Annotated in this window: 24 protein-coding genes and 3 tRNA genes; 20 read left to right on the top strand and 7 right to left on the bottom strand. The window is 70.5% G+C overall.

The window, feature by feature from the left end:
- Positions 1-85: 85 nt before the first annotated feature.
- Complete coding sequence (gene rarD, locus EPD65_RS14445; protein ID WP_131585344.1) at positions 86-997, bottom strand: EamA family transporter RarD; 912 nt, start codon at positions 995-997, stop codon at positions 86-88.
- 196 nt (positions 998-1,193) lie between these two features.
- Here rarD and EPD65_RS14440 point away from each other — a divergent pair, with 196 nt between their 5' ends.
- The 4 genes from EPD65_RS14440 (at position 1,194) to EPD65_RS14425 (ending at position 4,898) form a co-directional block, all read left to right on the top strand.
- Complete coding sequence (locus EPD65_RS14440) at positions 1,194-2,216, top strand: sulfate ABC transporter substrate-binding protein (protein WP_131585342.1); 1,023 nt, start codon at positions 1,194-1,196, stop codon at positions 2,214-2,216.
- 143 nt (positions 2,217-2,359) lie between these two features.
- Complete coding sequence (cysT, locus tag EPD65_RS14435) at positions 2,360-3,082, top strand: sulfate ABC transporter permease subunit CysT (protein WP_243640614.1); 723 nt, start codon at positions 2,360-2,362, stop codon at positions 3,080-3,082.
- Complete coding sequence (locus EPD65_RS14430) at positions 3,076-3,888, top strand: sulfate ABC transporter permease subunit (RefSeq protein WP_131585340.1); 813 nt, start codon at positions 3,076-3,078, stop codon at positions 3,886-3,888. The genes cysT and EPD65_RS14430 overlap by 7 nt, the downstream gene beginning before the upstream one ends.
- A gap of 11 nt (positions 3,889-3,899) precedes the next feature.
- A complete protein-coding gene (locus EPD65_RS14425) occupies positions 3,900-4,898 on the top strand; it encodes a sulfate/molybdate ABC transporter ATP-binding protein (RefSeq protein ID WP_131585338.1) in 999 nt (332 codons plus the stop codon).
- Positions 4,899-4,992: 94 nt separating this feature from the next.
- Here EPD65_RS14425 and EPD65_RS14420 read toward each other — a convergent pair whose 3' ends face one another.
- A complete protein-coding gene (locus EPD65_RS14420) occupies positions 4,993-5,484 on the bottom strand; it encodes a YajQ family cyclic di-GMP-binding protein (RefSeq protein WP_131585336.1) in 492 nt (163 codons plus the stop codon).
- A gap of 104 nt (positions 5,485-5,588) precedes the next feature.
- On the opposite strand from EPD65_RS14420, the gene EPD65_RS14415 reads away from it, so the two are divergent.
- The 6 genes from EPD65_RS14415 to ald all read left to right on the top strand — a co-directional run bounded on the left by EPD65_RS14415 (position 5,589) and on the right by ald (position 10,741).
- Positions 5,589-5,669: transfer RNA gene (locus EPD65_RS14415), tRNA-Tyr, on the top strand.
- Positions 5,670-5,747: 78 nt separating this feature from the next.
- A complete protein-coding gene (locus EPD65_RS14410) occupies positions 5,748-6,443 on the top strand; it encodes an SGNH/GDSL hydrolase family protein (protein WP_131585334.1) in 696 nt (231 codons plus the stop codon).
- 18 nt (positions 6,444-6,461) lie between these two features.
- Complete coding sequence (locus EPD65_RS14405; protein ID WP_243640613.1) at positions 6,462-7,817, top strand: MFS transporter; 1,356 nt, start codon at positions 6,462-6,464, stop codon at positions 7,815-7,817.
- A gap of 45 nt (positions 7,818-7,862) precedes the next feature.
- A complete protein-coding gene (locus EPD65_RS16690) occupies positions 7,863-7,991 on the top strand; it encodes a hypothetical protein (RefSeq protein ID WP_279387573.1) in 129 nt (42 codons plus the stop codon).
- A gap of 88 nt (positions 7,992-8,079) precedes the next feature.
- The gene (gene mptB, locus EPD65_RS14400) at positions 8,080-9,525 is read left to right on the top strand and encodes a polyprenol phosphomannose-dependent alpha 1,6 mannosyltransferase MptB (RefSeq protein ID WP_131585332.1); all 1,446 of its coding nucleotides are present in this window, start codon (positions 8,080-8,082) and stop codon (positions 9,523-9,525) included.
- A 106-nt stretch (positions 9,526-9,631) separates the two neighbouring features.
- Positions 9,632-10,741, top strand: coding sequence for an alanine dehydrogenase (gene ald / locus EPD65_RS14395; RefSeq protein ID WP_131585330.1), 1,110 nt, complete (start codon positions 9,632-9,634; stop codon positions 10,739-10,741).
- A 150-nt stretch (positions 10,742-10,891) separates the two neighbouring features.
- Here the strand turns inward: ald and EPD65_RS14390 are convergent, their stop codons facing one another.
- Positions 10,892-12,034: a glycosyltransferase gene (locus tag EPD65_RS14390; protein WP_131585328.1), complete on the bottom strand. Its 1,143-nt coding sequence runs from the start codon at positions 12,032-12,034 to the stop codon at positions 10,892-10,894.
- Between the two features lie 121 nt (positions 12,035-12,155).
- On the opposite strand from EPD65_RS14390, the gene EPD65_RS14385 reads away from it, so the two are divergent.
- Positions 12,156-13,157, top strand: a complete 1,002-nt coding sequence (locus tag EPD65_RS14385) for a pirin family protein (RefSeq protein WP_131585326.1) — start codon at positions 12,156-12,158, stop codon at positions 13,155-13,157.
- 53 nt (positions 13,158-13,210) lie between these two features.
- Here the strand turns inward: EPD65_RS14385 and EPD65_RS14380 are convergent, their stop codons facing one another.
- Genes EPD65_RS14380 through EPD65_RS14365 form a run of 4 tightly spaced genes read right to left on the bottom strand, consistent with a single transcriptional unit; the run spans position 13,211 to position 15,135 of the window.
- Positions 13,211-13,426: a hypothetical protein gene (locus tag EPD65_RS14380; RefSeq protein WP_131585324.1), complete on the bottom strand. Its 216-nt coding sequence runs from the start codon at positions 13,424-13,426 to the stop codon at positions 13,211-13,213.
- A gap of 11 nt (positions 13,427-13,437) precedes the next feature.
- The gene (locus EPD65_RS14375) at positions 13,438-13,794 is read right to left on the bottom strand and encodes a TfoX/Sxy family protein (RefSeq protein WP_131585322.1); all 357 of its coding nucleotides are present in this window, start codon (positions 13,792-13,794) and stop codon (positions 13,438-13,440) included.
- Positions 13,795-13,825: 31 nt separating this feature from the next.
- A complete protein-coding gene (locus EPD65_RS14370) occupies positions 13,826-14,797 on the bottom strand; it encodes a TIGR03086 family metal-binding protein (protein WP_131585320.1) in 972 nt (323 codons plus the stop codon).
- Positions 14,794-15,135: an ArsR/SmtB family transcription factor gene (locus EPD65_RS14365; protein WP_131585318.1), complete on the bottom strand. Its 342-nt coding sequence runs from the start codon at positions 15,133-15,135 to the stop codon at positions 14,794-14,796. The genes EPD65_RS14370 and EPD65_RS14365 overlap by 4 nt, the downstream gene beginning before the upstream one ends.
- Positions 15,136-15,209: 74 nt before the next feature.
- Here EPD65_RS14365 and EPD65_RS14360 point away from each other — a divergent pair, with 74 nt between their 5' ends.
- The 9 genes from EPD65_RS14360 to rpmG all read left to right on the top strand — a co-directional run bounded on the left by EPD65_RS14360 (position 15,210) and on the right by rpmG (position 20,564).
- Positions 15,210-15,830 carry a DNA-3-methyladenine glycosylase I gene (locus tag EPD65_RS14360; RefSeq protein ID WP_131585316.1) on the top strand — a complete coding sequence of 207 codons (621 nt, stop codon included), beginning with the start codon at positions 15,210-15,212 and terminating at the stop codon, positions 15,828-15,830.
- Complete coding sequence (locus EPD65_RS14355; RefSeq protein WP_131585314.1) at positions 15,827-16,186, top strand: CidA/LrgA family protein; 360 nt, start codon at positions 15,827-15,829, stop codon at positions 16,184-16,186. The genes EPD65_RS14360 and EPD65_RS14355 overlap by 4 nt, the downstream gene beginning before the upstream one ends.
- On the top strand, positions 16,183-16,893 hold the full coding sequence (locus EPD65_RS14350; RefSeq protein WP_165873020.1) for an LrgB family protein: 711 nt from the start codon (positions 16,183-16,185) through the stop codon (positions 16,891-16,893). Before EPD65_RS14355 ends, EPD65_RS14350 begins: the two co-directional genes overlap by 4 nt.
- Positions 16,894-16,958: 65 nt before the next feature.
- Positions 16,959-18,347 (top strand): amidase, encoded by a 1,389-nt coding sequence (locus EPD65_RS14345; protein WP_131585312.1) that lies wholly within the window; start codon positions 16,959-16,961, stop codon positions 18,345-18,347.
- A 29-nt stretch (positions 18,348-18,376) separates the two neighbouring features.
- Positions 18,377-19,237, top strand: coding sequence for a dihydropteroate synthase (gene folP / locus EPD65_RS14340; RefSeq protein ID WP_243640612.1), 861 nt, complete (start codon positions 18,377-18,379; stop codon positions 19,235-19,237).
- Positions 19,234-19,884, top strand: a complete 651-nt coding sequence (locus EPD65_RS14335; RefSeq protein ID WP_131585310.1) for a hypothetical protein — start codon at positions 19,234-19,236, stop codon at positions 19,882-19,884. Before folP ends, EPD65_RS14335 begins: the two co-directional genes overlap by 4 nt.
- Before the next feature lie 280 nt (positions 19,885-20,164).
- Positions 20,165-20,236: transfer RNA gene (locus tag EPD65_RS14330), tRNA-Thr, on the top strand.
- 40 nt (positions 20,237-20,276) lie between these two features.
- Positions 20,277-20,353 (top strand) — tRNA-Met (locus EPD65_RS14325).
- A 40-nt stretch (positions 20,354-20,393) separates the two neighbouring features.
- On the top strand, positions 20,394-20,564 hold the full coding sequence (gene rpmG, locus EPD65_RS14320; protein WP_107700766.1) for a 50S ribosomal protein L33: 171 nt from the start codon (positions 20,394-20,396) through the stop codon (positions 20,562-20,564).
- Positions 20,565-20,611: the final 47 nt, after the last annotated feature.

The raw sequence follows: 20,611 nt of genomic DNA, 5'->3' as shown, positions 1-20,611 counted from the left end.
AGCCTGACAGTTTGGCCGGATCTGACACTTCCGAAGTGTCACCTGGAGCGAAACTGTCAGCCTGACAGTTTGGCGGCAGGGCTCTTCAGGCCGCGACGGCCTCCGCAGCGCGGACGAGCTGCTGGCGCCGGTGGTGCAGCAGCGACTCGGCGGTGAGCAGCAGGAGCGCCACCCACACGAGTCCGAAGCCGACCCATCGACCCAGCGGCATCGCCTCGTCGAACACGACCAAGCCGAGCACGAACTGGATGACCGGCGCGAGGTACTGGAGCAGGCCGAGCCCGACCAGTGAGATCCGCGTCGCTGCACCGCCGAAGAGCAGCAGCGGTACGGCGGTCACCACGCCTGCGCAGGCCAGGAGCGCGGCGTGCCCCAGACCAGCCGACGCGAACGTCGCGTGGCCGGTCATGCCGAGGCCGACGGCGTACACGAGGGCGAGCGGAGCGAGGAACGCCGTCTCCACCGTGAGGCTCTCGATCGCGCCGGCGGCCGCCTGCTTCTTGGCCAGCCCGTAGACGCCGAACGAGACGGCAAGGACGAGCGCGATCCACGGCGGGCGGCCGTAGTCGACGGTGAGGACGACCACCGCTAGGGCGCCGACGGCGAGTGCGCCCCACTGGAGCGGACGCAGTCGTTCGCCGAGCACGGTGACACCGAGGAAGACCGTCACCAGCGGGTTCACGAAGTAGCCCAGGGACGTCTCGACGACATGACCGTGGTTGACGCCCCAGATGTAGCCGCCCCAGTTGCAGGCGATGACGACCGCGGCGAGGGCGAGATAGCGCCGCCGACGCCGGTCCGCGAGGACTGACCGCACCGCGTCGCGCCGCCGCAGGAGCACGACGGCCAGCAGCATCACCGCGGAGGACCAGAGCACGCGGTGAGCGAGGATCTCGAACGGATCGGCCGGCTCTAGAAGCGGCCAGAAGAGGGGAAACAGCCCCCAGATCCCGTACGCCGCAGCGCCCAGCAGCAGGCCGCGGCGTTCCTCAGACATGGCTCCCAAACTAGTGGACTCTGCAACCGCTTTTCGCTGCCGTGCGGCCCTCTCGGCGTTCCCTTGCGCTCCGGTCCAGACCGCAACAACTCAAAGTGCACTGAGAAAGATGACAAAGAAACGAAAGTCCCCTAAGGTTCTCGACATACGCCGGATCGACATGGGGTCCCCGGCGCAGATGAAAGCGAGAAGCATCATGGGCAAGAAGCTCACGACCGCAGTGGCCGCGACTCTGGTGGGAGCGCTCGGCCTGACTGCATGTGGTTCGTCTGACGCTGCCGGTGGCAAGGAAACGACCATCGACCTGGTCGCGTACTCCACGCCGCAGACGGCGTTCGGATCGATCGAGAAGGCCTTCCAGAAGACCGACGCTGGCAAGGACGTGAAGTTCAGCGAGTCCTACGGCCCGTCCGGCGACCAGAGCCGCGCGGTCGAGGGCGGCCAGCCGGCCGACTTCGTCAACTTCTCCCTGGAGAGCGACGTCACCCGCCTGGTCGACGCCAAGCTCGTCGACTCCGACTGGAAGACCGCGACCGGTCACGACGGCATCGTCGCCGACTCCGTCGTCGTCCTCGTCGTCCGCAAGGGCAACCCGAAGAAGATCACCGGCTGGGACGACCTGGTCAAGCCCGGCATCGGCATCGTGACGCCGAACCCGGCCTCCTCCGGTGGTGCGCGCTGGAACACCCTGGCTGCGTACGGTCACGTCCTCGCCAACGGTGGCACCGAGGCCGACGCGAAGAAGTACCTCACGGACTACTTCAAGCACGCCGTCTCGCTCCCGGGCTCGGCCCGTGACGCCCTGACGTCGTTCACGAGCGGCAACGGTGACGTCCTCGTCTCCTACGAGAACGAGGCGATCCTCGCGAAGCAGAAGGGCGAGGACATCGACTACATCGTGCCCGACCAGACCCTGCTGATCGAGACGCCGGCTGCGGTCACCAAGGACGCCCCGAAGGCTGCCGCGGACTTCCGCGACTTCCTCTTCACGCCGGAGGCCCAGAAGGACTTCCGCGAGAGCGGCTACCGCACGGTGATCGACGGCATCACCGGTGACGTCGAGGGTGCCAACGACCCGGCCAACCCGTTCCCGACGCCGAAGAAGCTGCTCACGGTGGCGAAGGACTTCGGCGGCTGGGACGCCGCGAAGAAGAAGTTCTTCGACGAGGAGAACGGCATCGTCACCAAGATCCAGATCGCGACGGGCACCTCCGAGTGACCACAGCAACCACTCTGACCCCTGAAACCGGGGTTCGACCCGGCCGGGCGGCGCGCAAGCGCCGCCCGGCTCGGGCCGTTAGTGCCCTCACCAGGTCGTCGGGCCTTGCGCTCGGCGTCTCCCTCGTCTGGTTCAGCCTGCTCGTGCTCATCCCGCTCGCGGCGGTCGTCGTCCAGGCGAGCACGGGCGGCTGGGACGGCTTCGTCAAGGTCCTGCAGAACCCGCAGACCTCGGCGGCGCTCAAGCTCACCGTCGTCCAGGCGCTCGGCGTCACCCTCCTCAACGTCGTGATGGGTACGACGATCGCGTGGGTGCTCGTGCGTGACCGCTTCCGCGGCGCGGCGATCCTCGACGTCATCATCGACATCCCCTTCGCGCTGCCGACGATCGTGGCGGGCCTCGTGCTCCTCTCGCTCTACGGCCCGAAGAGCCCGATCGACGTCAACGTCGCCAGTACCCGGGCCGCGGTCTTCCTCGCGCTCGCATTCGTGACGCTGCCCTTCGTCGTACGCACGGTGCAGCCGGTGCTCGAGGAGCTCGACACCGACGTCGAGGAGGCTGCCTCCTCGCTCGGTGCCACCCGTCTCTACACGTTCCGCCGGGTGATCCTGCCCAGCCTGGTTCCGGCGATCGTGGCGGGCGCCGGAATGGCGTTCGCGCGCGGGATCGCGGAGTACGGCTCGCTGGTGCTGCTGAGCGGCAACCTGCCGTTCAAGACCGAGGTGGCCTCGGTGCGGATCATCAGCTCGATCGAGGGCGGCAACACGGCTTCGGCCGCAGTCGTCGCGACGATCCTGCTCGTGATCGCGCTGGTCGTCATCGTGGCGCTCGACCTGCTGCAGAGGCGGGTGACGAAGCGATGGTGAAGACTCCCTTCATCCTCCGCTGGTTCCTGCGGCTCCTGGTCGTTGCCTACCTGGTGCTGCTCGTCGCCTGGCCGGTGTCGCTCGTCGTCCGCAACACCTTCGCGGACGGCTTCGACGCCCTGGCGCACACCTTCAGCGACCCGTACGTCGTCCACGCCCTCAAGCTGACCGCGATCGTCGCCGTCGTGTCGGTCGTGATCAACACCGTCTTCGGCGTGACGATGTCGCTGCTCCTGGTCCGCAACACGTTCCGGGGCCGTCGGATCCTCTCGGTGCTGCTCGACATCCCGATGTCGGTGTCGCCGGTCGTCGTCGGTCTGGCGCTGGTGCTGGTCTACAGCCCGACCCAGGGCTGGTTCGGCCCGACCCTCGCCAACTGGGGGCTCCAGGTCGTCTTCTCGACGCCGGGCATCGTGATGGCAACGGTCTTCGTGGCCCTGCCGCTGGTCATCCGCGAGGTCGTCCCGACGCTCCAGGAGGTCGGCGACGAGCAGGAGTGGGCGGCCCGCAGCCTGGGCGCGAACTCGTTCCAGACCTTCACGCGCATCACCCTGCCGAGCATCCGGTGGGCGGTCATCTACGGAGTGGTCCTGTCGCTGGCCCGCTCCCTCGGCGAGTACGGCGCGGTCAAGGTGGTCTCCGGCAACATCGTCGGCAAGACCCAGACCGCGACGCTCATCGTCGAGGAGCGGTACCAGAACTTCGACCAGCCGACGGCGTACGCCACGGCGTTCCTGCTGGCCTCGGCCGCGGTCGCGTGTCTCGTCGTCGTCGCCCTCCTCCGCCCCAAGCACACGGCTTCCTGAAGGACCATCCCATGAGCATCGAGATCACCGGTGTCAACAAGTCCTTCGGGGACTTCGTGGCACTCGAGAACATCAACCTGTCCCTCCCGACCGGTCAGCTGACCGCGCTCCTCGGCCCCTCCGGCGGCGGCAAGTCCACGCTGCTGCGCATCATCGCGGGCCTCGACCACGCCGACAGCGGCTCGGTCGAGATCGAGGGCACCAACGCGACCCACCTCCCGCCGCAGAAGCGCAACGTCGGCTTCGTCTTCCAGCACTACGCGGTCTTCAAGCACATGAGCGTGGCGAAGAACGTCGCGTTCGGCCTGGAGATCCGCAAGCGCCCGAAGGCGGAGGTGAAGCAGCGGGTCGCCGAGCTCCTCGAGCTCGTGCACCTGTCGCAGTTCGCCGACCGGCTGCCGTCGCAGCTCTCCGGTGGGCAGCGCCAGCGCCTCGCGCTGGCCCGGGCCCTCGCCGTCGAGCCGTCGGTCCTGCTGCTGGACGAGCCGTTCGGTGCGCTGGACGCGAAGGTCCGCAAGGAGCTCCGCGACTGGTTGCGTCGCCTGCACGACGAGGTCCACGTGACCACCGTCTTCGTCACGCACGACCAGGAGGAGGCCCTCGAGGTCGCCGACGAGATCGTCGTCATCAACCAGGGTCGCGTGGAGCAGGTCGGCACCCCCGACGAGCTGTACGACGCCCCGGCGTCCGACTTCGTCATGTCGTTCCTCGGCGAGGCGACCACGCTCGGTGGCCAGCTGATCCGCCCGCACGACATCGAGCTCACGACGTCCCCGACCGCGGTCGGTGCGATCGAGGGTGTCGTCTCGCGTGTCCTGCGTGTCGGCTTCGAGGTCCGCGTGACCGTCCTGACCGACGCCGGGGAGGAGGTCGTCGTGACGCTCACCCGCACGGCGGCCCGACACCTCGGCGTCGACACGGGGCGCCACGTGTGGCTCTCGGCCGCCGCCGGTGCGGTCACGCTGCCGTCCGCCGGCCTGCCGGTGGGTACCCCGCTGACCGTCGCCTGATCACGCACGAACGCCGCGCCCTCCCGCTGGGGAGGGCGCGGCGTTCGCGTATCCGTGCATCCGTGGCAGTGCTGCCACCGATGCACCGGCGCGGTCAGCGGTAGTTGGTGAACTGCACCGCGAAGTCGTAGTCGGCCTCCTGCACGAGCCGCTGCACGGCCTGCAGGTCGTCGCGCGACTTGGAGGAGACGCGGAGCTCGTCGCCCTGGATCTGCGCCTTGACGCCCTTCGGGCCCTCGTCGCGGATCAGCTTGGAGACCTTCTTGGCGTCCTCGGAGGAGATGCCCTCCTTGAGGGTGATCGAGATCTTCGAGAGCTGACCGGACTGGCGCGGCTCGGAGGCGTCGACGATCTTGAGCGACTGGTTGCGCTTGATCAGCTTGCCCTTGAAGACATCGAGGATCGCGTTGGCGCGGTCGTCGGCAGACGCCTGGATCTCGATCGCGTGCTCGCCGTTCCACTTGATCTCCGCGTTGGTGCCGCGGAAGTCGTAGCGGGTCGCGATCTCCTTCGCGGTCTGGCCGAGCGCGTTGTCGACCTCCTGGCGGTCGATCTTGCTGACGATGTCGAACGACGAGTCGGCCATGGCCTTGGTCCTCCTGCGCCCAGGGGTGCGGGCGTTTTCGCTAGGGGTCGGGTGCTGCGCTATTCTTCCACCCGTTGTCGCCGGGGATACCCGGGGCTCAACACGGCAGGTTGCCCGAGCGGCCAATGGGAGCGGACTGTAAATCCGTCGCGAAAGCTTCGAAGGTTCGAATCCTTCACCTGCCACAGACAGGCCCCGTCGGTTTCCGGCGGGGCCTCACTGTTTTCCGGGGTGTGGCGGTCTCCATCCCTTACGCTCCCCGCATGCGGAAGGTCTGTGCGGGCGTGGCAGCGGGGTGCACCGCCGTGGCCGTCGCCGCGGGTGTCGCGCTCGCTGGCGCACCGACCCCGCCGGTCGCCGCAGCCGCCGCACCTGCCCCGACGCACACCGTGCGGGCCGTCACCGCCCACGCCCGCAGCGCGCCGCCGTCGTACACGCTGGTGCTCGGCGACTCGATCGCGCATCGCAGCCGCGAGCAGCTCAAGGCGCTGCACCCGCACTGGATCGTGGACGCCGTCGAGGGGCGCAACGTCGACCGGCTGCTGCCGCTGATCCGTGACTGGGAGCAGCGCAAGGGCCGCGCGCCGGCCCAGCTCGTCGTCGAGCTCGGCACCAACTGGTCGACCGCCTGGGAGGCCGCCGACTACGAGCGGGTCCGGGCGCTGGTGCCGCGCGCCCAGGTGGAGTTCGTGACACCGTTCCGCTCGGCGGCGGCGAAGCACCCGCGCTCGACCGGTCGCTACGCCTTCACCCGCACCGGCGAGTACGCCGACGCGATGCGCAGTCTCGCCTCGGACAGCTCCGACGGCATAGGCGTCTGTGTCGCCGACTGGCGCACCTGGGCGGCGGACCACACCGGACAGCTGGTCGACGGCGTCCATCCGACGCGCAGCGCGAAGGTGGTCTGGGCGGATCTCGTCTCCTCCGCGATGCGGGGCTGTCGCTCCGAGGTCGACTGACGCTGGCATGCTCGATGCGTGGAGGAATCCCCGCGGGAGCGCGAACGTGAGCTGATGCATGACATCGGGCGCCGGCGCGCCTGGGCGATCTGGGCGGCCGCGCTCTCGGCGTACGGCGTGGCGATCTTCCACCGCAGCTCCCTCGGTGTCGCCGGGCTGATCGCGGCGGACCGCTTCGACATCTCGGCGAGCCAGCTTGCCGCGTTCACGGTCCTCCAGCTCGCGGTGTACGCCGGCATGCAGATCCCCGTCGGCGTCCTGCTCGACCGGTTCGGCTCGCGCCGGATGATCCTCGCCGGACTCGCCCTGATGACCGCGGGGCAGCTGGCGTTCGCCTTCACGGACACGTTCACGGCGGCGCTCGCCACCCGTGCGGTGATCGGTGCGGGTGACGCGATGATCTTCGTGTCGGTGCTGCGCCTGGTGGCGGTCTGGTTCCTGGTCCGGCAGGCACCGATGGTCGCCCAGCTGACCGGACAGCTCGGGCAGGTCGGCGCGATCGTCGCGGCTGCGCCGCTCAGCATGGCGCTGCACGGGCTCGGCTGGACCAGGGCGTTCGCGGGCTTCTCGACCGTCGGTCTGGTCGTGATGGTCGCGGTCGCGTTGCTGGTCAAGGACTCGCCCTATCGCGACGCCGCGCACGAGGTCACCAAGCTGCGTGCCCTCGCCCGTAGCCTGCGGGTGATCTGGGCGCACCCGACCACACGTCTGGGCATGTGGTCGCACTTCACCTCCCAGTTCGGGGCGACGGTCTTCTCGCTGCTCTGGGGCTTCCCCTTCCTCGTCTCCGGCGAGGGGCTGAGTCGCAGCACCGCCAGTGCGCTGCTGATGCTGATGACCGGCTGGATCGTCATCGCCGGCCCCGTCCTCGGCCGGATCGTCACGCGGCACCCGTTCCGCCGCTCGCAGGTCGTGCTGGTCGTGGTCGCGGCAAGCGCCCTGGCCTGGGCGGTCGTGCTGCTCTGGCCGGGACAGGCACCGCTGTGGCTGCTGGTCGTGCTGGTCTGCGTCATCGCGACCGGCGGTCCCGCCTCGATGGTCGGCTTCGAGCTGGCCCGCACGCTGGCGCCGGTGCAGGCCGTCGGGCGGGCCAACGGCCTGGTCAACATCGGCGGCTTCACCGCGTCGCTGCTCACCCTGTGGCTGGTGGGCGTGGTGCTGGACCTGCGCGAGCCGGCCGGCCCGTCGGCGTACGACCTGGCGGACTTCCGCGTCGCCCTCTCCGTCCAGTACGTCGTTTGGGCCCTGGGCAGCATCCAGATCCTGCGCTACCGGCGCCGGGCGATCGCGCACATGCACCGCCACCACCCGGACGAGCTCGAGGCCATGCGGGCGGGGACGCCCGCCGCGCACCTGGGATTCACCAGCCACTGACGGCGTTCACGGTCCCGTCACGTCGCGCGGCCTAGCGTGCGCGCCGTGCTGATCCGTGGAACGACGGGGCCCGTGCTCGTCCTGCTCGGGGGACTGGTCATCGTCCCCATGCCTGCCGGCAACCCCCTGATCGTGGCGAAGGCCGTGGGGGCGTGGCGTGTCCGCGCTGCGTGAGCGAGCCCACGGCCACCGTGATCGCCTGTTGGAGTGTCGTTCACGCTCACGTAAGGTCCCGGCCCGACGGCGCTCGTACGGTCCGCGTGTGCTGACTCGTGGCCTCGCCGGTTCCGTCCTGGTCCTCCTCGGAGGGCTGGTGGTGTCGACCCTGCCCGACTCCAGCTTCCTGCTCGACAGCGAGCAGCTCGTCGCGCTGCGCACGCACACGGCCGGTCGCATGGCCGGGCTGGTCGTGGTGCTTGCCGGTCTCGGGATGCTCGCCGCTGCCTGGCTCTCGCTCTGCCGCACGCTCGCCCGCGATGACCGGCCGGGCGGCCTCGAGCTGGTCCGCCAGGCGACCGTGCTGTGGGCCCTGCCGCTGCTCGTGGCGCCGCCGCTCTTCTCGCGGGACGGCTGGAGCTACGCCGCGCAGGGCACGATGACCCGCCTCGGCATCTCTCCCTACGAGCACGGCCCGGGCGTGCTCGCGGGGCCGATCGTCGAGGCGGTCGACCCGCGCTGGATGGAGACGCTGACGCCGTACGGGCCCCTGCCGCTGATCCTCGGTGACCTGTCCTCGCGCTTCACGACGAACCCGTGGGCGCTCGTCATCTGCGACCGGCTCGTGGCGCTCGTCGGCCTGGCCCTGATCGCCTGGGCGGTGCCGAAGCTCGCGGTCTGGTCCGGCGTACGTCCGGCCCTGGCGAGCGCCGTCGCGATCGCGTCGCCGCTGATGATCGCGAACGGCGTTGGCGGGCTGCACAACGACCTGCTCATGGTCGGCCTGATGGCAGCTGCGCTGGTCGTCGGCGTCGAGCGCGGCTGGCTCTGGGGTGCCGTGGTCGGCGGGATCGCGGCCAGCGTCAAGGTGCCCGGCGGGCTCGTCTGCATCCCGATCGTGCTCGCGTCCCTGCCGGTCGGCGCCTCGCTGCTCGAGCGCGTGAAGCGGCTCGGGATCGCCGGGGCCATCGCCGTCGTCGTCCTCGCCGCCGTCGGCTTCTCGTGGGGACTCGGACTCGGCTGGGTCAGCGCGCTGTCCGTGCCCGGCACGGTCTACACCCCGCTGTCGCCGCCGACATTCATCGGCGGGATCTTCGACCAGGCCGGCCACCTGCTGGGGTTCGAGGTCGAGCAGCACACGTTCGCCGACGCGTTCCGCAAGGTCGCCTCGGTCCTCTCGCTGGTGCTCGTCGCCTGGGTCGCACTGCGCTGGCCCGCCGGTAGCCGGCTCAAGGCGCTCGAGGGCACGACGCTGCTCGTCGGCGGCTTCCTGCTGACCCTGCCCGTGGTCCACATCTGGTACCTGCTCTGGGTCGTCCCGTTCGTCGCGGCGATGCGCCTGCCCCGCGCGTTCTCCGTCGTCTTCGTGGCGATCTCGGTCGTCGGCGGCATGGTCGCCCCGCTCGACTCCTCGCTGCACGGCGCGTGGATCCTGATCATCATGGGCTCGATGTACGTCGCCCTCGCGACCGCGGTCCTGATGCTGTCGCGCTTCGGACGCGAGCGGATCCGCCACATCGCCGAGGTGGACTGGCTGCCTGCTGTCCGGTGACCTGTCTGGTCACTGATCGGTCACGGCGCCCACGCCCCGGAAACGTGAAGGCACGGTTCGGTCACGACCCTTCCGTCGGTCGCCGGTCCTGAGCATGCTGGCTCCCATGAGGGTGGGAGTTCCCAAGGAGATCAAGAACCACGAGTACCGCGTCGCCATCACGCCGGTCGGCGTGACCGAGCTGGTGGCGCACGGGCACACGGTGGTCGTCGAACGCGGTGCCGGCCTCGGCAGCGCCATCCCCGACGAGGAGTACGCCGCGGCCGGCGCGACGCTCGGCTCGGTCGAGGACGCGTGGGGCGCCGACATGGTGCTGAAGGTGAAGGAGCCGATCGCGGCGGAGTACCCGCGCCTGCGGCCCGGGCTGCTGCTCTTCACCTACCTGCACCTCGCTGCCGATGAGCCGCTAACGCGTGAGCTGATGGCACGAGGGGTCACGTCGATCGCCTACGAGACGGTGCAGCTGCCCTCGGGCGGGCTGCCGCTGCTCTACCCGATGTCCGAGGTGGCCGGCTGTCTCGCGCCCCAGGTCGGCGCGCACGCGCTGATGGAGTCGCAGGGTGGCCGCGGTGTGTTGATGGGCGGTGTCGGTGGCGTCGCGCAGGCCAAGGTCGTCATCATCGGTGCCGGCGTCTCGGGGCAGAACGCCGCCAACATCGCGCTTGGCATGGGCGCCGACGTCACCCTGATCGACAACGACCTCGACAAGCTGCGGATGTCGTTCTGGCGCTACAACAACCGCGTGCACGGCCTCGCGTCGTCGCGGCTGGTGATCGAGGAGCAGGTGCGCGAGGCGGACCTGGTGATCGGCGCGGTGCTGATCCCGGGAGCCGCTGCGCCCAAGCTGGTCAGCAACGAGCTGGTGGCGCAGATGAAGCCCGGCTCGGTGCTCGTCGACATCGCCATCGACCAGGGCGGTTGCTTCGAGGACTCGCGTCCGACGACGCACGCCGACCCGACGTACCAGGTGCACGGCTCGATCTTCTACTGCGTCGCCAACATGCCGGGCGCGGTGCCGCGCACCTCGACGTACGCGCTGACCAACGTCACCCTGCCGTACGCCGTGGCTCTCGCCGACCGCGGCTGGCAGGCCGCGTGCCGCGCGGATCCGGCGCTGGCGAAGGGCCTCCACACGCACGACGGCGCGCTGGTCTACGCGCCGGTCGCCGCGGCCCATGGTCTCGCGGCGACCCCGCTGGACGACGTGCTCGGCTGAGCTCGCTGGCGGCACGGGTGTGCTGCCAAACGGGGTCGAGTCGAGGAAGGGGTCTTGGTGTGAGTGCGGCACACGCGTGTCGCAGTCACACCAAGACCCCCGTCGTGAAACCCGCCCGTTGGCGGCACGGGTGTGCCGCAGAGCGTCCGGTCAGCGCGTCGCGGCTAACGGGAGCGGGTGCGTGACCCGTGCGTGCACGTCGAGCATGCCCTCGACGGCGGCCGACCACGGGAAGAGCTCGGCCCGCGCCCGCGCCGCCGTACGCCGGGTGGTGACGTCGCGTGCCGCGACCCGCAGGACGGCGTCGGCCAGGGACGCGGGGTTGTCGTCGCCCCACGCGCCGGAGGCGGCGTCGATCAGCTCGCTGGCGCCGCCCGTGCGGGCGGTGACGACGGGGGTGCCGCACGCGAGTGCCTCGAGCACCGCGAGACCGAAGGTCTCGCCCGGGCACACGCTCAGCGCCACGTCAGCGGCGGCGATGCGCGACGCCAGCTCGGCCCGCCCGGCGACGTGGCCGTGGAACGTGACGGGCGCGCCGGCCGCGATCTCCTCGAGCTCGTGGAGGTGCGGGCCGGTGCCGTAGACGTCGAGAGTGACGGGTACGCCGCGCCGGTGCAGCTCGACCGCGGTGGCGACCGCAAGGTGCGGCGACTTCTCGCGGGAGAGCCGGCCCACGTGGACCAGGCGCAGTGGCTCATGAGAGCTGGTGGGGCGCGGGTGTGGATCCGCGCTCGCGGCCGGACGGAACGTCTCCAGGTCGACCCCGAGCGGCACCTGGACGATCGGGGTGTCGACCGCCGACGCCGCTGCGGAGAACTCCCGTCGCGCGTAGCGCGAGGTGACCACGATCGCGTCGAACTGGCGTACCAGCACGTGGTTCCACAAGCCGATGGAGAGCTTCACGGAGGTGTCGAGGCCGGTGCGCATGGCGAGCATGTCGTCGAGGCGCTCGTGGCTGAACAGGATCGAGGCGACGTCGTTGCGGCGCGCCCAGCGGGCGACCGGCAGCAGCGTGGACTTGTCGTTGATCTCGACCGAGGTCGGGCCGAACTCCTCGAGCGCGTCGATCACCCGCCAGGGCTCGACGATCAGGCGGTAGCCGCCGCCGACCTTCGGCGCCCGGAGCTGCACGACGGTCCCTTCGGCGGTCTCCTCGCGTGCGTCGGTCGGGCCGGGGACGACCAGCAGGCGTGACGCCCCGGCGGCGACGTACCCGGCCCCGAGAGCGGCGACCGCCGTCTTCATGCCCCCGGACGCGGGGCCGATGAAGTTGGCCAGCTGGGCGATGCGCATGCCGTGCACGATGCCGCGCGTCCATGAACGGACCGTGATCCGCGGGTGGCCCCCGTATGTCGCCCTGCCGTGACGCCCGACATGCCCGGCAGCGGCCGGCAGTGCGTGGCAGGCTGGTGTCATGAGCAACACCGAGCGCGAACCGGCTGAGGTCCTCTGTGGTCAGGCAGGGGAGGGGAGCAGCACGGGCGTCACGGTGCTCGTGCCCCGCGACGTGCCGCTGGGCGGCCCCCGCGCGATGAACGTACGCCGCACCCTCCCGTCGCGGGAGCGCACGCTGATCGGCGCCTGGTGCTTCGCCGACCACTACGGCCCGGACCCGGTGGCCGAGAGCGGCGGCATGGTCGTGACCCCGCACCCGCACACGGGCCTCGCGACGGTCAGCTGGCTCTTCACCGGAGAGGTCGAGCACCGCGACTCGATCGGCACGGTGGCGATGGTCCGCCCGCGCGAGGTCAACCTGATGACCGCCGGGCACGGCATCAGCCACTCGGAGATCTCCACCGCTGCGACGACGGTGCTGCACGGCGTACAGCTGTGGCTGGCGCTGCCGGACGCCGCGCGTGACATCCCGCCGTCCTTCGAGCACTACGCGCCCGCGCCGGTGGCGGGGGAGGGCTGGTCGGCCAGCGTCTTCCTCGGCTCGCTGCTCGGGTCGGCCTCGCCCGTCGCGTTCCCGTTCCCGGTGCTGGGCGCCGAGCTGCGCCTCGCGGCCGGCACCACGCTCACCATCGACGTCGACGGGTCGTACGAGCACGGGGTGCTGGTGGACCACGGCGTGGTGACCTTCGCGGGCCAGGAGCTGAAGCCGGCCGAGCTGGGCTACCTGGCTCCCGGCTGCACGACGCTCGAGATCACCGCGCACGAGGACGCGCTCCTGGTGCTGCTGGGCGGCCCGCCGTTCGGGGAGCAGCTGGTGATGTGGTGGAACTTCATCGGGCGCAGTCACGACGACGTGGCCGCCTACCGCGACGAGTGGCAGGCGCAGATCACGAGCGAGGGCGCTGTCCTCGCCGACAGCCAGGACGTGGCGCCGGGTCGTTTCGGTGTGGTCGCTGGTGACCACACGCCGCCGATCCCGGCGCCGCCGCTGCCGAACCTGCGCCTCAAGCCGCGCGCCTGAAATGACCGAGCGCCGGCCCGCATCAGCGGACCGGCGCTCGGCAGGGGCCTAGGTCAGGCGGCCTGGAGCTTCGCCCACAGGCGGTCGGCGCGCTTCGCCGAGCCGGGGATCAGCTGGAAGAGCACCTTCGGGACGATGCCGAGGAAGCCGTAGGTGACGCCGTCCTTGGCCACGAAGTACTTCGGGTTGGCGTCGGGGGCCTTGGTGGCGCCGCCGACGGAGACCGCGAAGGCGCACTTGCCGTCGAAGGCCATCTGGTCGTTGCTCATCTGTTCTTCCTTCACTTCTTCTTCGGAGCCTTGGGAGGCATGGCGCCGACGTGGAGGACGGCGCGCTGGAGCCACGCCGCCCGCTCGTCGGCCGACAGGGTGTCGGGCAGCGTCAGGTAGCCGCCCATCGGCCGCTCGGCAGGACCGAACGGGCCACCGCCCGCCGCGGCCAGCTCGTCCATGCCCTCGGCGTCGAGCTTGACGCCGACCGTCGGGGCGAAGAGGCCAGCGAACATGTTGCCGTTCACGAACGCGCCGAGCTGGCCGAACATCGGCTTCACGACGACCTCGGGGTTCTCGACCGTCAGCGGCTCGACGAGGTCGCGGAAGTCCTGCTTCATCTCATCGGTGGCCTTGGGCATCTTCATGGCGGTGATCCTTCCGGATGGTGGGGCGCGGTCAGGAGGCGATCGGCGTACGGCCGGCGAACGCCGCGAACGCGTCGAGCAGGGAGGCGTCCTCCGGGGCGGCGACCTCGGGGCCGAAGGAGCCCCGCTCGCGCCCGCCGTCGACGATCGGCTTGGCGGACGTCGCGACGAACTCGACCAGCTCGTCGGAGACCTTGACGGTCTGGCCCGTCGCCTGCGCGAAGTCCCACGCGTGCAGCAGGAACTCGATCGAGAAGATCATCTGCGCGACGTACGCCGGCAGCCCGCCGCCGACGACCTCCTCGCCCTCGTAGGCACGCCAGGCGGTGATCGCCTGGTCGGCCATGACGGAGACCTTGTTCTCGAGCGGACCCTGCTCGGGAACGGTGATCTCGACACCGGCGAACTTTCCGAGCGTCGTCATCGAGCCGAAGAGGTGCTCCGCCAGCTCGTGGCAGGTGAACTCGGTGCACGGCGTCTGCTTGACCTTGTCGTCGTTGGTCAGCGCACGGAGGATGGGCTGGAGCACAGCGAGGGTGGCCTCGGCGGCGGTCATCGGGTCGAGGTTCTCCGGAGCCCAGGCCCACTCGTCCTGACCCGCGTCGCCGGTGGCGGCAACCTTCTCGAGGCGCTCGAAGTAGTGGTTCCAGCCCTCGGCGTGCATGGCCGCCTGCTGCTCGTTCAGGCCCTCGTGGGTCAGCGTCACCTGAGAGCCCCCCTCGACCGGGTCGATCGTGATGGTGACGGTCGAGGCGTCGTACGGCAGGTCGGCGTTGCCGTCCCAGCCCCAGCCGAAGACCACGCGCTTGCCGGACTCGACCTCGCGGAACGTGCCGCCGGCGAGATGTCCGGGGGTGACGGTCCAGCGGTACTCGCCGCCCGCGCGCAGGTCGACGTACGCCGACACGGTCTGCCAGCGGCGCAGGCGCTCGGGCTGGGTGACCAGCGCGAAGGCGTCGTCCGGCGAGACGGGCAGGGTGACGGTCTTGGTGAAGGTGGTCATCGGGAGTCCTTGTCTGTGGCTGAGTGCGAGGTGGGCCGCGAGGCGGCGAGGGTGTGTGCGTCTGCGACCAGGAGGTCGAGCTCGTGGGTCCAGAACCGGTCGATCTCGGCCTGGAGTCGGCGGAGGCCGTCGGGCTGCACGCGGTAGATCCGGTTGCGGCCGACCTTCTCCGCCTCGACGAGCCCGACCGCGGCCAGCAGGAGCAGGTGCTGGGAGATGGCGGAGCGCGTCGAGGTGAACTCCGCGGCGATCTCGTTGACCGTCCGCGGGGACGCCGCCAGCAACTGCAGGATGCGGCGCCGCGTGGGCTCCGCTGCAGCGCTGAAGGCGTCGGTCATGGAAATACGTTAGTCATGACTAACGCATTCGTGTCAAGACTGCGGTGTCAGTGGGGTAGGGGAGGATGTCCGCCATGACGGACCAGGTGCAGAGCGGCCTCGTGCTGGGCGACGACGGTGAGCTCCGCTGCGCGTGGGCCGGCGCGGGGGAGATGCGGGCGTATCACGACACCGAGTGGGGCCGGTTTCCCGCCGGTCCTGACGTCGACCGGATCGTCTTCGAGCGACTGACGCTGGAGGCGTTCCAGTCCGGGCTGTCCTGGGCGATCATCCTGCGCAAGCGGCCGGGCTTCCGTGAGGCCTTCGCGGGCTTCGACCCCTATCGCGTTGCTGCATTCGGCGAGGCCGAGCGGTCCCGTCTCCTGGAGGACGCCGGCATCGTGCGCAACCGGGCGAAGATCGACGCCACGATCACCAACGCCCGCGCGATCCTCGCCTTCCGTGACAGCGAGGGTCCCGGCGAGTTCGCGCGCTTCGTCGCCTCCTTCGCCCCGGAGGCGCGGCCCGCCCCCACGTCGTACGCCGAGGTGCCCGGCCAGACACCCGAGTCGCTCGCACTGAGCAAGGCGCTGAAGAAGCGCGGCTTCACGTTCGTCGGTCCGACCACGATGTATGCACTCATGCAGGCGCTCGGGCTGGTCAACGACCACCTCGACGGGTGTGTGGCGCGGGAGCCCCGGGAGTCGGTCGCGTGATCAACGGCCTGCTCTGGCTGCTCGGTTTCCAGCTCGTCGGCGAGGTCGTCGTGCGCAGCCTCGACCTGACCATCCCGGGGCCGGTGGTGGGCATGGTCCTGCTCTTCGTGGTCCTGCAGCTCCGCAAGCCTCCGGCGAGCGCCAACCTCTTCCGGGCGGCTGACGGCCTGCTCAAGCACCTCCAGCTGCTCTTCATCCCGGCCGGCGTCGGCGTCATCACCCTCCTGCACGTCGTCGGTGACCACCCGGTGCCGATCGTCGGCGCGCTGGTGGTGTCGTGGCTCGCGGTCCTGCTCGTCGTGGGCTGGGTGACGACGCTGCTGCTCGGTCGCGACGCCGAGGGGGTGCGTCGATGAGCGACGCCCTGGACTGGCTGCGCACCTCGCCGCTGCTCGGCCTCTTCCTCACCCTGATGGGCTACCGCCTCGGCCTCGAGCTGCAGCAGCGCGTGCCGGTGGCGTGGAAGGCGGTCGCCCAGCCGGTGCTCGTCGCGCTGGTCGTCATCGGCACGACGCTGTGGGTGCTCGACATCTCCTATGACGACTACCTCGTCGGCGGGAGCATCATCGGCTTCTTCCTCGGACCGGCCACGGTCGCTCTCGCCGTGCCACTGCACCGGCAGGCCCACCACCTCGGCCGGATGTTCCTGCCGATGGTGGTCGCGCTGCCGCTCGGTGCGGTCGTGGGCATCGTGACCGGTGTCCTCGCCGTGCGCGTCCTCGGCGGTGACCACCTGCTCGAGCTGACGATGGCGCCCAAGTCGGCCACGACCCCGGTCAGCCTGGCGGTCTCCACCTCGATCGGCGGCCTGCCGGCGCTGACGGCGGTCCTCGCGATCGTCACCGGCATCATCAGTGCCGTCGCCGCCCCGGCCGTGCTGAACCTCGCCCGGATCCGCGACCGTCGCGCCCGGGGTCTGGCGATCGGCGCCAGCAGCCACGGCATCGGCACCTCCCGCGCGCTGCGTGAGCACCCGACCGAGGGTGCCTTCTCGGGGCTGGCGATGGGGCTCACTGCGCTGCTCGTCAGCGTCCTCACGCCGATCATCCTGATCTTGCTGTGAATGCACGCCGAATTGGTATGACTCCCGAGTCATATCGAGGGCGCGCGGGCCGCTAATGTCGGGCCATGGCTCGTGTGCACGCGTTCACTGATGACGTCCTGGCCGATCACGACGCGGTCGGCCTGGTCGACCTGCTGCGCAGCGGGGAGGTGAGCCCGCAGGAGCTCAGCGCCGCCGTCGCGGCCCGCATCGAGACGGTCGACCCGGCGCTCGGCGGCCTCGCCCATGCGGCGTACGACGAGCGGCCGCGGGTCACGGGTGGCTTCTTCAGCGGCCTGCCCATGCTCGCCAAGGACAACGTCGACGTCGCCGGCATGCCGACGCGGCACGGCACCGATGCCTTCCCGGCGGTCCCGAAGAAGGCAGACGGCGAGTGGGTCCGCGCCCTGCGTGCCGTCGGCCTCAACCCGATCGGCAAGAGCCGGCTCAGTGAGTTCGGCTTCAGTGCCTCGTGCGAGCACCCGCGCCTCGGTCCGGTCCGCAACCCGTGGGACACCGACCGCACGGCGGGCGCGAGCAGCAGCGGATCGGCGGCGTTCGTCGCCGCGGGCGCGCTCCCGCTCGCGCATGCCAACGACGGCGGCGGCTCGATCCGGATCCCGGCCGCCAGCTGTGGCCTGGTCGGTCTCAAGCCGACCCGCAACCGCACCCCGCAGGACGCGATGATGCGCCACATGCCGGTGCGCATCGTCGCGGACGGCGTCGTCACCCGCTCGGTGCGCGACACCGCGGCGTTCCTGCGGGAGATCGAGCTCCACGCGCCGGCCCGGCGTCTCCGGCCGATCGGCGACGTGACCGGTCCGGCCGCCGAGCGTCTCAAGGTCGCGGTCGTGACCACCTCGGTCGGGCGGGAAGCAAGCCCGGAGATGCGCGAGCTCACCCTCAAGACGGCTGCCCTGCTCGAGGGTCTGGGCCACCGGGTCGAGGAGATCGACCACCCGGTGCCGGACTCCTTCTCGGACGACTTCCTCCTCTATTGGGCCTTCCTGGCGACAGCGATCGTGCGCACCTCGAAGCTGCAGTTCGGCAAGGGCGCCGACATCAGCCGCTACGACAACCTGACGCACGGACTGGCCCGCCACGGCCAGCGCAACCTCCCCAAGCTGCCGCTCGCGATCGCCCGGCTGGCCCGCTCCCAGCGCGCCTCGGCCGCCCTCTTCCGGCAGTACGACGTCGTCCTCACGCCGACGGTGGCGCACGAGACCCCGCGCATCGGCCACCTCGACCCGGGCCAGCCGTTCGAGACGATCATCGAGCGGCTGATGGACTGGGTCGCCTTCACGCCGCTGCAGAACGCCACCGGCGACCCGTCCATCTCGCTCCCGCTCGCGCAGACCGCTGCGGGCCTGCCCGCCGGCATGCTCTTCTCGGCCGGCAGCGGGCACGAGGCGCGCCTGCTCAGCCTCGCCTACGAGCTCGAGCAGGCCCAGCCGTTCGCCCGCATCCAGGACTGAGCATTCGGGCTGCCCGCTAGGTTGGGACCGTGCTCACGCTCGGCCGCCACACCTTCTCCGACGACCGCCTGCTGGTGATGGCGATCGTCAACCGCACCCGCGACTCCTTCTACGACAAGGGCGCGACGTACGCCGAGGACGCAGCGCTCGACCGCGTGCGCCAGGTCGTCGACCAGGGCGCCGAGATCGTCGACATCGGCGGGGTGAAGGCCGGCCCCGGTGACGTCGTGGACCTCGACGAGGAGCTGCGGCGCACCGTGGGCTTCGTGGCCCGGGTGCGCGAGGAGTTCCCCGACGTGGTCATCTCCGTCGACACCTGGCGCCATGAGGTCGGCGAGGCGGTCTGTGCCGCGGGTGCCGACCTGCTCAACGATGCCTGGGGTGGCTACGACCCCCAGCTCCTGGAGGTCGCGGCGCGCCACGGCGCGGCGTACGTCTGCACGCACACGAACGGTGCGACGCCCCGACAGCCTCCACACCGCGTGAGCTACGCCGACGTCGTACGTGCTGCGATCGACGACACCGTCGCCCTCGCCAACCGGGCCCTCGCTGCGGGCGTCGCGCGCGAGTCGCTGCTGATCGACCCGGCGCATGACTTCGAGAAGACCACCTGGCACTCGCTCGAGATCACCCGCCGCCTCGACGAGATGACGGCGACCGGCTGGCCGGTGCTGGTCTCGCTCTCCAACAAGGACTTCGTGGGGGAGACCCTCGACCTGCCGACCGAGCAGCGGCTGACCGGCACGCTCGCGGCGACCGCGATCAGCGCCTGGCACGGAGCCCGGGTCTACCGCGTGCACGAGGTGGTGGAGACGCGGCAGGTGCTGGACATGGTCGCCTCGATCCGCGGCATCCGCCCGCCCGCCCGTACGACGCGGGCGCTGGCGTGACGGGGGCGACGGGCGTGACCGGCGCGGCGTTCGTGCCGATGACGCCGCTCTTCTTCCGGCACCTGTCGGGGCAGGCCGACCCGGTCGCGGAGCTGCGGGACGCGGCGGTCGACGCGGTCCGCGAGGCCTGTCGTGGTGCGGAGCAGGTGGTCGCGCTCTGCCCCGTCGGCGGCCGCGAGGCGCCCGGCGACTGGCACGACCCGTCCCGCACGCGACCGCTGCACGGGGCCCCGAGATCCCTGGCCGAGCAGGTCGGCGAGCACCTGCTCGAGCTTGCCGGCGTCGACCTCCCCGCGACGTACGTCGAGTGCACCGACGGCGAGGCAGACTTCCGCGGGCTGCTTGATCCGGGCGTCCGGACGGCGCTCGTCGTCCTCGGTGACGGCGCTGCGGCGCGGTCGCAGGGCGCGCCGGGGCACATCGACGAGCGCTCCTTTGCGTACGACGACGCCGTTGCCGCCGCGCTTGCCGCTGCCGACCGGAATGCCCTTGCCTCGCTCGCGCAGGCTCCCGAGGCGTTCGAGCTGATGGTGACCGGGCGCCACACCTGGCCGGTCGCTGCCCGTCTGGAGCCCCGCCTGCACGGCGGTTCGCTGACCCACCGCAGTGACCCCTTCGGGCTGACCTACGTCGTCGCTCGCTGGTGAGCGATGTGGCCGCCCCTGCGGGGAGTCGCACGTGCGAGAGGACGCGCCGCGGATGCCGTGCGGCACGGCGTGTCCCTTCGCATGTGCGACTGGGCGCCGGTGCAGGACGGAGCCAAGCCGCGGTTGCTGCGTCGCACCTGAACGGGTGCTCGCGCGGCCCAACGGTCACCGAAACTGGGGCCGAGGCGTGCGGAAAGTCGCCGTCGAAACCCAGTGTGAGGCGCATCAAACCGACCCGATTTTGCGCGCCGGACGGGGATCGGTAATGTTCTCCCTCGTTGCCCCCTTAGCTCAGTGGTAGAGCACTTCCATGGTAAGGAAGGGGTCGTCCGTTCAATCCGGACAGGGGGCTCTGAGATGGGAGCCCGCCCCGGCGGGTCCACCCACTCCGTGGCGGGGTAGCTCAGGTGGTTAGAGCGCACGACTCATAATCGTGAGGTCGCGGGTTCGATCCCCGCCCCCGCTACCAACCGTTTCACTGCAACACCCCAGACCTAAAGGATTCTCCAGTGGCCAGCAAGAGCAGCGACGTTCGCCCGAAGATCACGCTTGCCTGCGTGGACTGCAAGGAGCGCAACTACATCACCAAGAAGAACCGCCGCAACGACCCCGACCGCATTGAGCTGAACAAGTTCTGCCCGCGTTGCCGCAAGCACACCGCGCACAAGGAAACCCGCTGATCACAGCGGATTCCTCCGCAGGTTTCCGCGAGGGCCGTCACCCGATG

Origin of the sequence: Nocardioides jejuensis (genome assembly GCF_004337475.1) — a bacterium.
Classification (GTDB): domain Bacteria; phylum Actinomycetota; class Actinomycetes; order Propionibacteriales; family Nocardioidaceae; genus Nocardioides; species Nocardioides jejuensis.
This window is presented reverse-complemented; position numbering and strand designations above follow the sequence as displayed.

Excerpts from the sequence above, each read along its gene's own strand:
- EPD65_RS14385 (WP_131585326.1), top strand. The coding sequence starts at position 12,156 with ATGAGCAACACCGAGCGCGAACCGGCTGAGGTCCTCTGTGGTCAGGCA.
- EPD65_RS14430 (WP_131585340.1), top strand. The coding sequence starts at position 3,076 with ATGGTGAAGACTCCCTTCATCCTCCGCTGGTTCCTGCGGCTCCTGGTC.
- EPD65_RS14350 (WP_165873020.1), top strand. The coding sequence starts at position 16,183 with ATGAGCGACGCCCTGGACTGGCTGCGCACCTCGCCGCTGCTCGGCCTC.
- EPD65_RS14345 (WP_131585312.1), top strand. The coding sequence starts at position 16,959 with ATGGCTCGTGTGCACGCGTTCACTGATGACGTCCTGGCCGATCACGAC.
- EPD65_RS14370 (WP_131585320.1), bottom strand. The coding sequence starts at position 14,797 with ATGACCACCTTCACCAAGACCGTCACCCTGCCCGTCTCGCCGGACGAC.
- rarD (WP_131585344.1), bottom strand. The coding sequence starts at position 997 with ATGTCTGAGGAACGCCGCGGCCTGCTGCTGGGCGCTGCGGCGTACGGG.
- EPD65_RS14365 (WP_131585318.1), bottom strand. The coding sequence starts at position 15,135 with ATGACCGACGCCTTCAGCGCTGCAGCGGAGCCCACGCGGCGCCGCATC.
- EPD65_RS14360 (WP_131585316.1), top strand. The coding sequence starts at position 15,210 with ATGACGGACCAGGTGCAGAGCGGCCTCGTGCTGGGCGACGACGGTGAG.
- EPD65_RS14375 (WP_131585322.1), bottom strand. The coding sequence starts at position 13,794 with ATGAAGATGCCCAAGGCCACCGATGAGATGAAGCAGGACTTCCGCGAC.
- EPD65_RS14390 (WP_131585328.1), bottom strand. The coding sequence starts at position 12,034 with ATGCGCATCGCCCAGCTGGCCAACTTCATCGGCCCCGCGTCCGGGGGC.
- ald (WP_131585330.1), top strand. The coding sequence starts at position 9,632 with ATGAGGGTGGGAGTTCCCAAGGAGATCAAGAACCACGAGTACCGCGTC.
- EPD65_RS14410 (WP_131585334.1), top strand. The coding sequence starts at position 5,748 with ATGCGGAAGGTCTGTGCGGGCGTGGCAGCGGGGTGCACCGCCGTGGCC.
- EPD65_RS14440 (WP_131585342.1), top strand. The coding sequence starts at position 1,194 with ATGGGCAAGAAGCTCACGACCGCAGTGGCCGCGACTCTGGTGGGAGCG.
- EPD65_RS14420 (WP_131585336.1), bottom strand. The coding sequence starts at position 5,484 with ATGGCCGACTCGTCGTTCGACATCGTCAGCAAGATCGACCGCCAGGAG.
- EPD65_RS14380 (WP_131585324.1), bottom strand. The coding sequence starts at position 13,426 with ATGAGCAACGACCAGATGGCCTTCGACGGCAAGTGCGCCTTCGCGGTC.
- EPD65_RS14425 (WP_131585338.1), top strand. The coding sequence starts at position 3,900 with ATGAGCATCGAGATCACCGGTGTCAACAAGTCCTTCGGGGACTTCGTG.